This is a genomic window from Streptomyces sp. NPDC001709 (assembly GCF_053596375.1).
In genome coordinates this window covers 1-15,004 of record NZ_JBSFGB010000010.1, presented here as the reverse complement: position 1 = coordinate 15,004, position 15,004 = coordinate 1, and the positions used below count along the sequence as shown (strand labels likewise).

11 protein-coding genes and 1 pseudogene are annotated in these 15,004 nt (G+C 70.9%); 8 read left to right on the top strand and 4 right to left on the bottom strand.

Translation table 11 applies throughout. The features are described 5' to 3' along the window. Positions 1-669: 669 nt before the first annotated feature. On the top strand, positions 670-2,145 hold the full coding sequence (locus ACWC0C_RS17260) for a hypothetical protein (protein WP_450864700.1): 1,476 nt from the start codon (positions 670-672) through the stop codon (positions 2,143-2,145). Between the two features lie 183 nt (positions 2,146-2,328). Beyond that, a complete protein-coding gene (locus ACWC0C_RS17255; RefSeq protein ID WP_450864699.1) occupies positions 2,329-3,936 on the top strand; it encodes an FAD-dependent oxidoreductase in 1,608 nt (535 codons plus the stop codon). Positions 3,937-4,038: 102 nt separating this feature from the next. Here the strand turns inward: ACWC0C_RS17255 and ACWC0C_RS17250 are convergent, their stop codons facing one another. Further along, positions 4,039-5,001 carry a LysR family transcriptional regulator gene (locus ACWC0C_RS17250; RefSeq protein ID WP_450864698.1) on the bottom strand — a complete coding sequence of 321 codons (963 nt, stop codon included), beginning with the start codon at positions 4,999-5,001 and terminating at the stop codon, positions 4,039-4,041. A gap of 81 nt (positions 5,002-5,082) precedes the next feature. Here ACWC0C_RS17250 and ACWC0C_RS17245 point away from each other — a divergent pair, with 81 nt between their 5' ends. The 3 genes from ACWC0C_RS17245 to ACWC0C_RS17235 all read left to right on the top strand — a co-directional run bounded on the left by ACWC0C_RS17245 (position 5,083) and on the right by ACWC0C_RS17235 (position 8,109). Continuing rightward, positions 5,083-6,651, top strand: a complete 1,569-nt coding sequence (locus ACWC0C_RS17245; protein ID WP_450864697.1) for an MFS transporter — start codon at positions 5,083-5,085, stop codon at positions 6,649-6,651. Beyond that, entirely contained in the window at positions 6,648-7,514 is an 867-nt protein-coding gene (locus ACWC0C_RS17240) for a phosphatidate cytidylyltransferase (RefSeq protein WP_450864696.1), read from the top strand. The genes ACWC0C_RS17245 and ACWC0C_RS17240 overlap by 4 nt, the downstream gene beginning before the upstream one ends. Positions 7,515-7,716: 202 nt before the next feature. Then, complete coding sequence (locus ACWC0C_RS17235; RefSeq protein WP_450864695.1) at positions 7,717-8,109, top strand: winged helix-turn-helix transcriptional regulator; 393 nt, start codon at positions 7,717-7,719, stop codon at positions 8,107-8,109. A gap of 636 nt (positions 8,110-8,745) precedes the next feature. On the opposite strand, the gene ACWC0C_RS17230 is transcribed toward ACWC0C_RS17235, so the two are convergent. The 3 genes from ACWC0C_RS17230 to ACWC0C_RS17220 all read right to left on the bottom strand — a co-directional run bounded on the left by ACWC0C_RS17230 (position 8,746) and on the right by ACWC0C_RS17220 (position 11,367). Beyond that, complete coding sequence (locus ACWC0C_RS17230; protein WP_450864694.1) at positions 8,746-9,594, bottom strand: NAD(P)H-dependent oxidoreductase; 849 nt, start codon at positions 9,592-9,594, stop codon at positions 8,746-8,748. A 16-nt stretch (positions 9,595-9,610) separates the two neighbouring features. Further along, entirely contained in the window at positions 9,611-10,126 is a 516-nt protein-coding gene (locus tag ACWC0C_RS17225; RefSeq protein ID WP_449201291.1) for a cupin domain-containing protein, read from the bottom strand. A 131-nt stretch (positions 10,127-10,257) separates the two neighbouring features. Next, the gene (locus tag ACWC0C_RS17220) at positions 10,258-11,367 is read right to left on the bottom strand and encodes a type III polyketide synthase (RefSeq protein WP_449201290.1); all 1,110 of its coding nucleotides are present in this window, start codon (positions 11,365-11,367) and stop codon (positions 10,258-10,260) included. 354 nt (positions 11,368-11,721) lie between these two features. On the opposite strand from ACWC0C_RS17220, the pseudogene ACWC0C_RS17215 reads away from it, so the two are divergent. The 3 genes and pseudogenes from ACWC0C_RS17215 to ACWC0C_RS17205 all read left to right on the top strand — a co-directional run. Continuing rightward, positions 11,722-11,904, top strand: a pseudogene (locus ACWC0C_RS17215) (IS5/IS1182 family transposase); the annotation flags it as partial. 684 nt (positions 11,905-12,588) lie between these two features. Then, complete coding sequence (locus ACWC0C_RS17210) at positions 12,589-13,389, top strand: MerR family transcriptional regulator (RefSeq protein WP_450864693.1); 801 nt, start codon at positions 12,589-12,591, stop codon at positions 13,387-13,389. After that, positions 13,386-14,603: a glycosyltransferase gene (locus ACWC0C_RS17205; RefSeq protein WP_450864692.1), complete on the top strand. Its 1,218-nt coding sequence runs from the start codon at positions 13,386-13,388 to the stop codon at positions 14,601-14,603. Before ACWC0C_RS17210 ends, ACWC0C_RS17205 begins: the two co-directional genes overlap by 4 nt. The last annotated feature ends 401 nt before the right edge of the window (positions 14,604-15,004 follow it).

The window sequence follows — 15,004 nt, the reverse complement described above, 5'->3', positions numbered from 1 at the left end:
TGGAGCGGGGGCTCACGAGAGGGTGATGGCACATGCTGACGCGACATCAGAACAGCGTGCACTCACCCGAGATGAGCGGCGCCTTGTCCCTCACAGAGTCCGCCACCGCTGGAGCTGCGGAAGCCGCGGAAGCTGCGGAACGCACGGAACACGCGGAAGACTCCACGGCGTACGAGCGCCCCGGCGGACCCCTCGTCCAGGCGCCCCTCACCACGCGGTACCCGGTTGCGCCCAACGCCCCGGAGGCCGCGATGCGTTGACCCGGAAAGGCCCGAGAGAGGGCCGAAGCACAGGACGCCCGGTCGCTGGATGATGCCAGTCATCCACGGCCGGGGGTCCCCTTCACCGCGCGGCCTGCCAGGGCCACGCGGCAGCGCTGTCCCCTCCGGGTGCCACCGGAGCCGGCCAGCGGTGTAGTCGGGTTCCTGCCAGAACCCGGAAGCCCGAAGGCTTCGCCTGTCCCAGTGCAGCCACACGAAGGACGTTGGTCATCATGCAGCACCACGCTGCCTCATGTCACCCCGCACGCGACCCGAATCCACCGGGTGAACCCCTCGTTCCGCCCCCGCACTCCCGCCCGTTACCGGCCCGGCGCGGCAAGGGCCCGACGACATCCGGCCACGCGACCTGCGGCCACGCACCCGTCGTGCGCGTGCCGTCCCGGCGGCCATGACGACGGACCCCGCCACCCGCGCCCCACACGTCCGACAACGCGTCAAAGTGCCGTGGCGCCTGGTCGCTTCGGCCCACTACCCCGATGTCTCGCTGAGCGTCTACGTGAAGATCAAGGCGCTGGCGCTGCGACCGGAGGGCTGCACCGCGGCGGCGGCGACCCTCGCCCGCTATCTCGGCCTGTCCAAGGCCTCGGTGGAACGGGGCATCGCCCACCTGCGCAGGCCCGCGCCCGACGGCGTGGTGGAGCTTCCGGAGAACACCCGGCGCTCCCTCCCGGGCGGCCGCGGTACGACGGCACGGCGCCGCGTGCGTCCGCTGCGGGGCGAGGAACGCTTCGTGTGGCTGCCGGTGGCGGCGTGCGAGAACCTCACACCCCGTCAACTGCGCGCATACGCCGTCCTCGCCTTCGCCCAGGCACAGCGAATCGCCGTGAGCCTGGGCGACCTCGCCGGGTTCCTGCGCCACCACCGGGGCCGGCGTGCCGGGCAGCCCCTCACGGCCGCGGCCGCCGCGACGGTGGTCGACGCCCTGGAGGCGGCCCGCTGGATCCGCGTGCGGCGCCGCGCCGGAGAGCAGGGCCGGCACCGCTTCCTCGTCGAGCACCTCGCGCCCACCGCCGTGCCCGCGGAGCGGCATGCCGACGCCCGAGGGCGGACCGAGCAACGCCACGCGGACCAGGACCGTACGGATCAAGGCCCCACGGCGGCTCAGGCAGCCGCCGCGTCGGCGACGACGTCCGCCCGGTCCGGTGAGGGATCGGGTGCGGCAGGCGGTGACGGATCCCTCGCGGATGAGGAATCACCTAGGACTGACCGACCGGAGAACACGGGCCGCAGGCCCTCATCCGCCGTAGGCGAGACACCCCTGGGGGAGGCGGCAAGCGGCGAGGGATCACCCCGGCCCTACCGCCAACCACCTTGCAGCGCACCGGCGTACAACGGGCCGCGGCTCACCCTGAGCCCGCAGATCTACGCGGTGCTGGAGCCGGTGCACTGGCTGCTGGCGCGGATCGGCAACGTGTTCGTGGTACGGCGGATCGCCCGTGAAGTGGGCCGCCAGCTGCGCGCGGGCACGGACCCCGGCCGCCTGCGTGCACGGCTGCGGCTGCGCTTCGCCCGCACCTCGCCGGCCGAGATCAGGGATCCCGGCCGCTGGCTGCTGGGCGCGGCGCTGCCCCGTTGGGGCTGTGGTCTGGCCGACTGTGAGTCCGGGCTCTTGTGGACGACCGGGCGACGGTGCGAGGTGTGCGCGGAGATCGCCGTGGACCGGCGCACCTGCCCACGGTCGACGACCGGCGCACGCACGCGGCACGAGCCGGCCGCGACAGGCGCGACAGGCGCGCCACGCGGGACATGCGGCGCGTGCGGCTGCCGGATCCTGCTGATCGGGCCCGCGCTCGCCGACGCACTGTGCAAGCCTTGCCGCGAGGAACTCACCGGATCGAATTCCCCGCCGGGGAATTCCCGTTGAATGCGTCCGGCGCATTCACCGCATGCTCTCCCGTTATTGGTTCTCCCGCTCATTTCGTCCTACCGTATTTCCCGGTGACTAACGGCACCCGGGCTCCCCTTACCCCCGTGGGGAGCCCGCATTTTTTCGGTGATAAACGCACCCCGGGTGAACGATCCGGGTGGGCGTCGGGAGGGTGGCGCGGTGATCAGTTCCAATTACGACGTCGTGGTGGTGGGCGGCGGCCCGGTGGGGCTGCTGCTGGCCTCCGAACTGTGTACGGCAGGCGCGTCCGTGCTCCTCGTGGAGCGCAGGGCCGAGGCGGACACCACGATCAAGGCCGGGGTGCTGGGACCGCTCGCGGTCGAGGCACTTCAGCGGCGGGGCCTGGGCGAGCGGCTGACCGCGGTGGAGCAGGAGCGGTTCCGGCAGGCGGCCGCGATGGCGGCGGCCGCGGCCGGTGTCGACGACCCCGCCCAGCTTCCCCCCTCGGCCGTCCGGCTGGGACCCACCAACCACTTCGCCGGCCTGGAATACCTGGAGCCGGACCGGGTCAAGGGCTCCCAGCGCCGGCGGATGGCGGTCAACCAGTACGCCCTGGAGCTGATGCTGGCCGAGCACGCCCACCGGCTGGGCGTGGAGGTCCGCCGCGAGCACGAGCTGACCGGCCTGGACCAGGACGCGGAGGGCGTGACCGCGCGGCTGTCGACCCCCACCGGCGAGAAAGTGGTGCGCGCCTCCTACCTGGCGGGCTGCGACGGCGGACACAGCACCGTACGCAAGCTGCTGGGCATCGAGTTCGAGGGCACCGGCCCGACCCTGACGGGCCGCCAGGCGGTGGTGGAACTGGCCGACCCGGGCGCCCTGCGGCTGGGATGGCACCGCAGCCCCGGAGGGATGCTGGCCTACGGGCTCGGTGTGAAGCGGGTCTTCACGGTCGAGTTCGACGGCCCGCCTGCCGACAAGGACGCTCCGGTGACGCTGGCGGAGATCCAGGACAGCATGCGCCGCACCAGCGGTGTGGACGTCGAGGTGCTGTCCGTGAAGGCCCCGGCCCGCTTCACCGACAACGCCCGCCAGGCCAGGGAGTACCGCCGGGGCCGCGTCTTCCTGGCCGGCGACGCCGCGCACGTGCATCCGCCGTTCGGCGCCCAGGGGCTCAACGTCGGCCTGCTGGACGCGGTGAACCTGGGCTGGAAGCTGGCCGCGGCCGTGGCGGGCCGGGCGCCCGAAGGCCTGCTGGACTCCTACGCCGCGGAGCGACGCCCGGCCGGGCGACGGCTGATGCACAGCACCCGGGCGCAGACCGCGCTGATGCGCCCCGACGCGCACACCGACGAATTGCGGGCGCTGTTCGCCGCCCTCATGCGCCACGACGACGTCAACGAGCACCTCTGGAACATGCTCACCGGCCTGGACGAGCGCTACGACCTGGGCGACCCGCACCCGCTGGTGGGCACGCTGAGCCCCAACTGGAGGCTGAGGATGCGCGAGGCCGGACCGGGAGGGCAGGGGCTGGAGACGGACGTGGCCGAGCTGATGCGCGGCGGCCGCGGTCTGCTGCTCAGCCTGACCGGGCGCCCGCCCCTCGGCTGGTCCGCGCAGGTGGACCCGGTCGCCGTGGTCCCGGACACCAGGGGTGTGGACGCGGGCGGATCGGAGGCCGCGTCGTACGCCGATCTCGAGGCGCTGGAGATGGTGCTGCTCCGGCCGGACGGGTGCATCGCCTGGGTCGGTGTCGCCGGCGATGCCGCACAGGGGCGGCCGTCCCTGTCGCAGGCCCTGCGCCGCTGGTTCGGCGACACGGCCTGACGGCCCGTCATGCGGCCCACAGGGGGGGGAGGCGGACCCGCCTCCCCCCCTGTGGCATGCGCCGGCAGTGCACCGATCACCTCGCCCCCGGCCCGGGCCGGGTCACCGCCCGGCCGCCTGGGGCGGTGGTGCGGCGGGCAGGTCGTCCGGTTCCAGCACCGCCCTGACAGAGCTGTGGATACGGGCGCGCAGCCACTGGTGGGCCGGGTCGGTGTCGTCGCGCGGATGCCAGGCGAGGGACAGGTGCAGCGGGGGCAGGGGAACGGGCAGTTCGCGGGTGACCAGGCCGAGGGTGTGTACGTTGACGCGGTACTGGCGCCAGGGGAAGAGGCCGATCATGTCGTGCCGGTTGGCCAGCATCAGCAGCGTGGCGGCGAACGTCGGGGCGACCACGGCGGCACGGCGGCAAAGACCCAGCGCGGCCAGGGCGTCGTCCAGCGGCCCGTTCAGCCGGCCGCGGCGCGAGGTGACGATGTGCCGGGCGCCGGCCACCCGCTCGGCGGTGAGTTCCCCCTCGGCCAGCGGATGGTCGGGGCGCATGACCATCACGGTGTGGTCCGTGGTGAGCGGCTCGGTGCGGACCTCGGGCGCGAGCGGTCCCAGGACCCCCAACTGCAGGTCGACGCTGCCGTCCCGCAGCCCGGTGTGATCACCGGGCGGCTCCGCGAGGAAACGCAGCGTCACGCCCGGGGCCTGCTGTTCGACGCAGGTGAGCAGGTGGTCGCCGACGGAGGTGACCATCGCGTCGTTGGCGCAGATCGTGAAGGTACGGGTGAGGGAGGCCAGGTCCGCCTCGCCGGCCGGGGCGAGCACCGCGTGGGCGCGCTGCACCAGCGCCCGCACCTCGGCGCGCATGGCCACGGCCCTGGGAGTCGGCTGCATGGTGTGCCCGGCGCGGACCAGGACGGGGTCCTCGACGACCTTGCGTATCCGTCCCAGCGTGCGGCTCATCGCCGGCTCGGAGACGGCCAGGCGGTCGGCGGCCGCGGTGACCGAGCACTCCTCCAGCAGAGCGTCGAGCGCGACGAGCAGATTCAGGTCCAACTTCGTATGCACAGCGTGCATTTTATGCATCACGTCCATGCATTTGAAGTTATCTTCCTACGTTCCTACGGTCGTTGACGCACCGTAGGAGAAAGGAAGGACATGACTGCGGAGAGCGCAGCGAGCCCCCACGCCGACCAGGGCCGTGAGGCGAGGCAGCAACCGGGCCGGACAACGGGCACCGCTCCCGGCCGGGCGGCACGGCGCACCGTCCCGCGCCTGATGAACGCCGCCGTCATCGCCGTCCAGGCCATGGTCTCCGGCGTCAACCTGGCCATCCCCCAGCTGTCCGGGAGCGCACTGCATCCCTCGGCGACCCAGCTGGTGTGGATCGTGGACATCTACCTGCTCGTCTTCGCCGGGCTCCTCATCCCGGCCGGGGCGCTCGGCGACCGGCTGGGCCGCAAGCCGGTACTCCTCGCCGGACTCGCCGTGTTCGGCCTGGGCTGCCTGGGCTGCGCCCTCTCCCCGACCGTGACGGCCCTGCTCATCAGCCGGGCCACAGCGGGCCTGGGCGCGGCACTGGTGATGCCGGCCACCCTCGCCCTCTCCCTCGCGGTGACACCGCCCCCCGAGCGCGGCAAGGCGGTCGGCGCCTGGTCCGGCGCGACCGGGCTGGGCGGCATGCTCGGCAACCTCCTCGCCGGCACCACCCTGCAGTTCTTCTCCTGGCCCGCCTTCTTCGCCCTCTTCGTCCCGGCCGCCGCGCTGCTCGCCGTGCTGGCCGCCCGCTGGGCCCCGGACACCGAACCCCACCGCGTCCGCGCCGACATCCCGGGCACCCTCCTGCTGGTGGCCACCCTGACAGCCCTGCTGTTCGGGCTGATCGAAGGCCGCGAGCTGGGATGGACCTCCGCCCCGGTCCTGGCGGCGTTCGCCGCGGCCGCCGTCATCGGCACGCTCTTCGCCGCGCACTCCCTGCGCAGCGACCACCCCCTGGTCGACCTGCGGCTGCTGAGGACACCCGCGGTGGGCTCGGGCACCCTCGGGGTGGCGGGCGCCTTCCTCGGCATGTTCAGCCTGTTCTTCCTCAACGCCCAGTACCTGCACTACGCCAAGGGATTCAGCGCCGTCGAGACGGGCCTGGCCATCCTGCCGCAGGGCCTGTGCATGAAACTGGTCTCACCCAGGGCCGCCCGGCTGGCCGCCCGCTGGGGCACACGCCGGGTCGTGGCCGCCGGCATGACGCTGATCGTCGCCGGGCTCGTGCTGCTGTCCCTGGCGACCTCCGCGACACCGTACTGGAGTTACGCGATCGACCTGCTCGTGATGGCCACCGGCATGGGCCTGGCCACCCCGCCCCTGTCCAGCGGCATCGTCGCCGCCCTGCCCAGGAGCCAGAGCGGCCTCGGATCCGCCCTCAACAGCACCGCCCGCGAGATCGGCAGCGCCGTCGGCATCGCCGTCGTCGCCACCATCGTCACCAGCCGCTTCCTCGCCCACCTGCCGCCGGCCGTCGCGAACAGCGCGCACTCGGCCTCGGACGCGATGACCGCCGCCGACCACCTGGGCACCGCCCAGCACGCGGCCGCCGTGCACGCGTTCACCGACGCGATGACCCAGGGCTACCGCGTCATCGCCGCCCTCGTCGCCGTCACCGCCGTCGTGGTCCTCCTCTGGCAGCCACGCGCCCGGCGCACCGCGACCGACACCCGGCAGGCGGCACCGTGATCACCACCCGGCAACCCGCACCAGCGGTGACCCCGCCCCCGGGCGAGCACCGCTCCAAGCCCGGAGGCGGCGGGCGCAACCTCGTCCAGGCGGTGACGGTCGGCCTGCTCATGGCGGCGGCCGTCTGCACCGCCCTGGCCACCACCCCGCTGGCCTTCGCCCTCCTGGTCGGCATCGCCCTGATGCTGGCGATCGTCGAACTCGGCCGCGCCCTGCGCCGCTCCGGCCTGCACCTCGCCCTCACACCCGTCCACCTCGGCAGCCAGACCACCCTGTGGCTGACCTGGCATGACGGCGAGGCAGGGCTGCTGCGCGGACTGGCGGCCGCGGTTCTGCTCTGCATGGCCTGGCGCGTGACACGCGGCCCCGCCGGCTATGTGCGCGACACCGCCGCCGTCCTGATGCTCCTCGGCTACATCTGCCTGCCCGCCTGCTGCGCCGTACTGCTCGAACAGCAACGGCACGGCGTGCTCCTGGTGGTGGGTGTGCTGGCCTGCGTCACAGCCTCCGACACCGCGGGCTACGCGACCGGAGCGCTGCTCGGACGGCACCACATGGCCCCGGCCATCAGCCCCGGCAAGAGCTGGGAGGGCTGCGCCGGCTCACTGCTGGCCGCGACCACCGCCGGAGCCCTCACCTTCGGCCTGCCGGGCCACGCACCGTGGCCGGCGGGGGCGCTGTCCGGTCTGCTCATCGCGGTGGCGGCGATCGGCGGAGACCTCGTGGAGTCCGCCGTCAAACGCGACCTGGGCATCAAGGACATGAGCGCCCTGCTGCCGGGACACGGCGGCCTGCTGGACCGCCTCGACTCCCTCCTGCCCGCCTTCGTCGTCGCCTGGCTCATGCTCGGCGCGCCGCAGTGACACCGCCCCTTGCGGTAATTCCCGAGGGAACGCGTACGCCGTCCAAGGGGTTGGAGAATTTTATTGCACCACTAAAAACATTGCATGTTACGTGCGAGTAGTGAAAGATCATTGGTGGGGGCACAGACACGCGCGACGTCAATGACCGAAAAGCCGCCCACGGGGATCCCGTTGCTTCACAGTCAACAGGAGGCAGCAACTCATGAACGTCACTGATCTGCAAGCGGCGCATTCAGCCATAGGATTGGTCTCCAAGAAATGGGACCTCCATGTGCTGGCATCCCTGCAGAGCGGTCCCCGGGGATATTCGGAAACAGCACGGCTGACCGGTATGGACCGCAAGCAGCTCACCCGGGTGCTGCGCCGCCTGGAGGACGCGCGCCTCGTCTCCCGCCGGGTGGAGACCCGGCGCGCGCCCATCCGCGTCTGGTACGGCCTGACCACCGCCGGCTGCGAACTGCTCGACGTCGTCGCCCAGTTCGCCGACTGGTGGCACCAGGACACCGACGCCCACCCCGGCCGCGGGATCACGCACCAGCGCGCCGCCGCTGAGGACCACCTCGGCATGGACCACCCGCAGACCTGCCTGGTGTGAGCCGACCTGACGTGAGAACGAGCAAGCGCCGAGTGCGGTGAGCACGGACCCAAGGCACCTGCTCACGGCACTCGGCGCACTCCACGCCTCCTGCGGAGGGGGCGACTTGCTATCACGCAGCCCGGTCGGCGACTTGGCGTTACGGGGCCTGGTCGGCGACTTGGCGTCACGTAGCCCGGTACGGCGGCTTGGCGTCGTGGGGCTCGGTCGGCGACTTCCCATCACGCAGCCTCGACTGCCATTTGTCGCCACCGCACTCGGCGCGCTCCACACCTCCGGCGCGGGCGGCGACTTGGCGTCACGTAGCCCGGTCGGCGACTCGGCGTCACGGGGCTCGGCCCGTGCGGCGACCGGCGATCCCGCGGCCCCGACTGGTACCCGTCGCCCACCTGGCGCCGGGCGGCCACCCTCGCCCACCTGGCGCGGGGCGGCCACCTGCCGTAACCCGGGCCAGGCGGCGAGCGGCGACCCCGCAGCCTCGGCTGCCACTCACCGACACCTGGCCGGGACCGGCGACCTGCCGTCACCTGACCCCTCGGCCACGCACGACACCTGACCCCTGGGCCACCCACGACACCTGGCCCCGCGACTTGCCCTCACCCAGCCCGCCCGCCCAGCCAGCCCAGCCCCCTCCGCTCACCCAGCCTGTCCGGCCTGTCCGGCCTGTCCGGCCTGTCCGGCCTGTCCGGCCTGTCCGGCCTGTCCGGCCTGTCCGGCCTGTCCGGTCCGCCCAGCCGCCCCCGCCGCCCGGGCCTCTGCGATCCACGCCCGCACCGTCTCCGGCGGATGCCCCGCGCTGTGCAGCCGCTCGGCCAGCACGTCCGGTGCCGCCCCGTCCCGCAGCCCCTGCCGCACATACGGCAGGAACCGCGCCCGCTCGATGTGCGCCCGCTGACGCTGCACCGCCGACCACAGGGCCTGTGGTGCGCCGGCGTCCAGCACCTCCGCGAGCACCCGCAGCTGCGCCCGGACCAGATCGGCGGTCACCTCGTCGGTCAGCGACACCGTGCCGTCCGGGCCGGTCGTCAAGGCGCTAGGCGCGGAGGCGACGACCACTTCAGGCTCGGGTACCACGAGGTTGCCCAGCCCGTTGAGCAGAGCGCGGGCATCACCGAGACAGCGCAGACCGTTCATCCGCCCCAGCGTGGCGACCCATACGACGATGCCCTTGCCGGCGAGGGCCCCGCGGCCATGCGGCCGCGAGAGCCAGTCGACGGCGTTCTTCAGCACGCCGGGAACGGCGTGGTTGTACTCGGGAGTGGCGATGACAAGCCCGTCCGCGCCGGCCACCGCCGCACGCAGCCGGGCCACGGCCGGTAACGCCGGATCGGTGTCGATGTCCTCGCTGTACAAGGGCACATCCGCGAGACCGTCGAAGAACTCGAAGGCCAGGTCCGGCGGCGCCAGCGCCGTGGCCGCCCGCAGCAGACGGGTGTTGAACGAATGCCGGCGCAGCGAACCGGAGAGCGCGAGGATCCGGTGCATGGCTTCCCCCCGCTCCTCAGCCGTACGACAACGGCGTGAGCTGATGGACGTCGTGCTCCGCCCGCAGACGCGCCACGGCCTGCGGATCGACCCGGTCCTCGGAGGAGAAGATCTCCAGCAGCCCGTCGAAGTACTCCTCGTGGTCACCGGGCGGCGACGACTGGAAGAGCATCCGGGCCGGCCGGTCGGTGCGGTTGGCGAAGGCGTGCGGACACCCGGGCGGCACGAACATCAGACTCCCCGGACCGGCGGACACCACCCGCTCACCCGTGGGCGACTCCCAGTCCAGCCAGTTCTCCGTCCGCTCGCGCGGTTCGAAGGCCAGCATGTCGAGTTCACCCTCCAACACGTAGAACAGCTCTTCGCCATCCGCGTGGTAGTGGGCACCGGTGTTGAAGCCCGGCGGCACGACGACCTCGAACGTCGACGCGTAGGCGGAGTGCTCCCCCGTCACCTTGAAGGTGACGTCCTGGGCCTTGGCCACCAGCCGCTTCCCCTCACCGGGCGGCACGATCAATCCGCTCAGGGACATGAGCGGTCCTCCTGTCGATACATGAATACGGCGTGCGCGGAAACGCGCGAGAAGAACTCGGGACAGAACGAAAGGGAGGGCCACCCCCGCCCCGCACGGCGAGGGCGCCTTCCCTGGGGGAACCGGCGGCCTCAGCCGGCCAGCGGGTTCTCGATCCCGGCCGGGATCCTCACCGGGAACCCGGTGCCGGCACGGTCGTGCACCCACGACCCCACCGCCAGCTCCGCCGTGATCCCCGGCCCGAACCCGGCGATCACCCCCTGCGCGCCATGCCGCAGCGGCCGGTCCTCGAACAGCCGCCGCAGACCGTCCAGCACCACGGCGCTGGCGATGTTCCCGTACTCCGTCAGCGTCGCCCGGCTGTAGCGGAACTCGCCCGGCGCCACCCCCAGATACTTCGACAGATCGTCGAGAATCCGCGGACCGCCGGCGTGAATGATGTAGAAGTCCAGCGCCCCCACGTCCCACGAGTGGCTCTCGGCGATCTCCCGCACCACCGGAGCCAGCGGCTTCATCGTGCCGGGCACGCGCTTGTCCAGCCGGAAATGGAATCCGCTGTCCTTGACATCGTACGAAATCCAGTCCTCGGTGTGAGGAATGAGATACGACGCATTGCGCTCCAGCCGCACCCCGGTGCCGCCGCTGCCCCGCACCACCGCGGCCGCCACAGCATCACCGAAAAGCCCGTCCGACAGCAGCGAACCGACATCCGCGTCGGTCGGCTGATAGCACAGTGAACAGAATTCGCAGGACACGATGAGCACATTGCTCTCGGGATGCGCCGCGCAGAAGTCATGGGCCCGGTTGATGGCCGCTCCGCCGGCCGCGCAGCCGAGCTGCGCGATCGGGATCTGCCGCGTCGAGGGCCGGAAGCCCAAGGTGTTGATCAGCCATGCCGTCAGCGACGGCATCATGAAGCCCGTGCAGGACACATAGATGATGGCGTCGATGTCCTGCGCCGTCAGCTCGGCGTTGGCCAGGGCCTCCTCCACCACGGGCGGAACCCGACGCTTGGCCTCACGCTCATATATCTTGTTACGTATCTCAAAGCCGGGATGCGCGAGCGTCTCCTCGAGCGGCTGAATGATATGACGCTTCGCCACCCCCGTATTCTTGATGAGCCGCAACGCCAGATTCAGGCTCGGGCTTTTCGCATGCACCCGCTTCGCCATGTCGAGCGTCTGCTCCATGGTGACCACATTCTCCGGAACCGCCACCGCAGGCTTGCACAGTGTCGCCATAATCCCTCCCAGTCGTTTCCGCGTTCCGCTGGCGCCCAAAAAACGTATTCGACCCCGATCGCCCCCTGCAAGAGGGATCTTTTGCCGCCGGGAGGCATTCCTGCCACACAGGGAAATGAATTGCCGCAAAGGATTTATACGACCCGGCCCGGCGCCGCAATCGAGGCTTGCGCTGGAGAAGGGTGACCACGCCACGTTCCCGGGGGACCACGTTCGCCGCTCCCGGCCGGCCGTCGCCGCATGGGCAGAGGGCGTCCGTAGGGTTCTCGCATGACGGATGAGAGTGAGCGGGCCGTCCAGGCGGCTATCGATGGGGAGATGCGGCTTCTCGATCCGGAGGTGCGCGCTTCCCCGGACCGGGTCCGGCCGGTCCGTGGCCGGGTCGGCCGTCCTCGCCGTAAGCCCGACTCGCTGTTCGCCGACCGCGGCTACGACCACGACATCTACCGCGACCAGGTCCGCGCTCGCGGCATCGTGCCGGCCATCGCCAGACGCGGAACCCGGCACGTTCGACTGAGCCTCGCATGGCTTGCAGCTGGGCTTCGTGCGTTGCTCGCCATGGTCGTAAGGTCGGCACTGCGTACTAGGTCGACGGCGCGTTGCCCAGGCTTGTGCCTCGGTCGCTACCCGACCGAATCGCTCAGTGCTGTCGCGCCGGCGGCCAGCAAAGCTCCTCAGAAGCCGGTCTACTGATCACCGGTCCAGCTGACCGGCGGGACTGAAGAAGCCCACGAGCCACCACGGCCCTCAGCTCCGCACCAGACGGGCATGTTGAAGAAGTAGAAGGCGCTGATCCCAGACAGCTGGGCGCCGCCATCTGGTAGTCGAAGAACACTCCTGACAGCGGCGCCGACCTGGCGTCGCGCACGGTGGTGTAGGTGACCAGGTTCTGCCCGGCCTTCGTGGAGATCGGTTCATCGGACCCGTTGCCTGAACCGGTGATCTCGCCAAACGCACAGGTCGGCTTGACACTGACGGACGCTGTCGGCGCGGCTTGAGCTGTGCCGGGCAGCATGGCCAGCACGCTCATCCCAGTCGCCGCAGCCGCGATTCCCCACCTGAAGAGCTTCACGAATCCCCTCCGCTTCACCACGTGCCATCACGAGACCGGTTTGGTCAAACAGGGTTACTGATCGGGTGATCACGCGGGGAACGACGCTGCCGGCTTGACCCTCTCCTTACGTCAGGCTTGAGGCTGTATGCCGACGAAAGGTCAGGTGGATGAGCTACTCCGTGGGACAGGTCTCGGCCTTCGCCGGTGTGACGGTACGTACGTTGCATCACTACGACAAGGCAGGGCTGCTCTCGCCCAGCGACCGCAGCCACGCCGGCTACCGGCTCTACAATGACGCTGACCTGGTCCGTCTCCAGCAGATCCTCTTCTACCGCGAGCTCGGTTCCTCCCTCGAGGAGATCGCTGCGATCCTCAGGGATCCGCTGTCGAACGCCCTGGAACATCTGCGCGCCCGGCAGCGGCAACTGAGGGAGGAGATCGCCAGGCTGCAACGGCTGGCCGAGGTGGCGGAACGGGCGATAGAGGTCCAGCAGACCGGAGTGTCCCTGACTCCCCAGGAACGCTTCGACGTCTTCGGTGAGATCACTTTCGACCTGAGCTATGCCACCGCGGCCGAGTTGAAGTGGGCGCAGTCGGATGGACAGCGCGAGGCGATGACGCGCGCGGCTGCCCACACCAAGGAGGACTGGCGGCAGCTCATGGGCGAGGCAGCTGCCTGGCGCGCGGAGCTACTCGCGGCCTTCGACGAGGGGGAGCCGAGCGATGGCGAGCGGGCCATGGACCTCGCCGAGGAGCACCGCCTGCACATCTCACGATGGTTCACCTGTTGCCCACCTGACATGCACCGGCGCATCGCGGACGACTTCATCGCCGACCCGCGCGCTTTCGCCCTGGTCGTACCGCCGTCGCAGCAACGCCCGGGACTGGCCGTCTACACGTGCAAGGCGGTCCACGCCAACGCGGCCCGCCACGCAGCCGGCCGTACCGATTCCGAGGAGAACCGATGAGGATCCTGATCGCCGCAGCCGGATCACGCGGCGACGTCGCCCCCTACACGGGCCTGGGCGCAGAACTGCGCCGCGCCGGATACGACGTCGTCCTCGCCACCACGGAAACCTTCGCGCCCCTCGTACGCGACGCCGGGCTGGAATTCCGCAGTCTCCCCGCCGACCCGCGGGGACATGGCGGCGTGTCGGGCAAGCGCGAACTGATGCGCACTGCTGCCGCGTTCATCACCGAACTGGGCCAGGGATTTGCCGACGCGATGGCGGACGGCCCGGATCTGCTCCTGCTGTCGACCACCACGGCCCCGCTGGGCTGGCATGTCGCCGAGGCCACGGGCACACCGAGCATCGGTGTGTACCTCCAACCCACCGCACCGACCGGCGACTTCCCACCCGTCGTGACCGGCTCACGCTCGCTAGGCCGTCCCGCCAACCGGATGGCCGGGCGTTTTGCTCTTCGCATGACCGACCGGGTCTTCGAGCAGGCGGTGGCAAAGCTGCGCCACCGACTCCGGCTGCTGCCGGCTTCCGCGTCAGCGACGCGCAGACGGCAGGAACAGGCGAACTGGCCCATCCTGCACGGCTTCAGCACGGCACTCGTGCCCCGGCCCTCAGACTGGCGCCCCGGACTGGAGATCGTGGGCAACTGGTGGCCCCATCACGATCCGTCTGGCCGACTGCCCGCCGATCTGGAGGACTTCCTTCGTGCCGGCCCCCGGCCCGTCCTCATCGGCTTCGGGAGCATGGCGGCCGGGGACGGGGTACGGCTGAGCGAGCTCGCCGTGCGGGCCCTGCGCCGCGCCGGGCTGCGCGGCATCCTCCAAGCCGGCAGTGCTGGGCTCGCAGCCGACGGCGACGACGTGCTCACCATTGGGGACGTACCGCACGCCCTGCTGTTCCCACGGCTGGCTGCTGTGGTCCACCACGCAGGGGCCGGCACGTCAGCGGCCGCGTTGCGCGCCGGAGTGCCCGCGGTCACCGTGCCGGTGACTGCCGACCAGCCGTTTTGGGCGAGACGGCTTGCTGTCCTCGGCGCCGCCACCAACCCGATCCCCTTCCGATCCCTGACTGCCGAACGGCTGGCCGACTCACTCGACCGGGTCGTGAAGCAACAGGCATACGCACGAGCCGCCGCGAGGGGCGCGCAACACATGGCGACCGAGGACGGAGCCGGCCAGGCCCTCAAGGCCATCCAGCAGCTGGTGAGATCCAGCTAGGTCGGTGGAGCGGCTTCGGGGTGGCGCTACTTTGGCGCGAGTGATCACGGCCCCGTAAGCTTCCGGCGCGTCGGGCAGTCCGTGGACCTGCGCACGGACACCGGCCGGAGTAGAGCGGGGCGTACATGGCACGTATGTGGCACGACCCCGGACACGCAGAAGGGCCAGCCCGGGAAAACCCCTCCTGAACTAGCCCTTCTCTCTGTGCCCCCGGCAGGATTCGAACCTGCGACAGCCGCTTTAGGAGTTCGATCCGCGATGCCTGCGGCCCTGGATCGCTGCGTATTGCTCGTTCGGGTGCGTATCTCGTGCAGGTTCTGCCCCAGATGCCAAGGCTTGACTTCGCGATGTGTCTCCTCGTGAAGGTGGAATAACATGCCGACGTACGTCGCCTTGCTGAG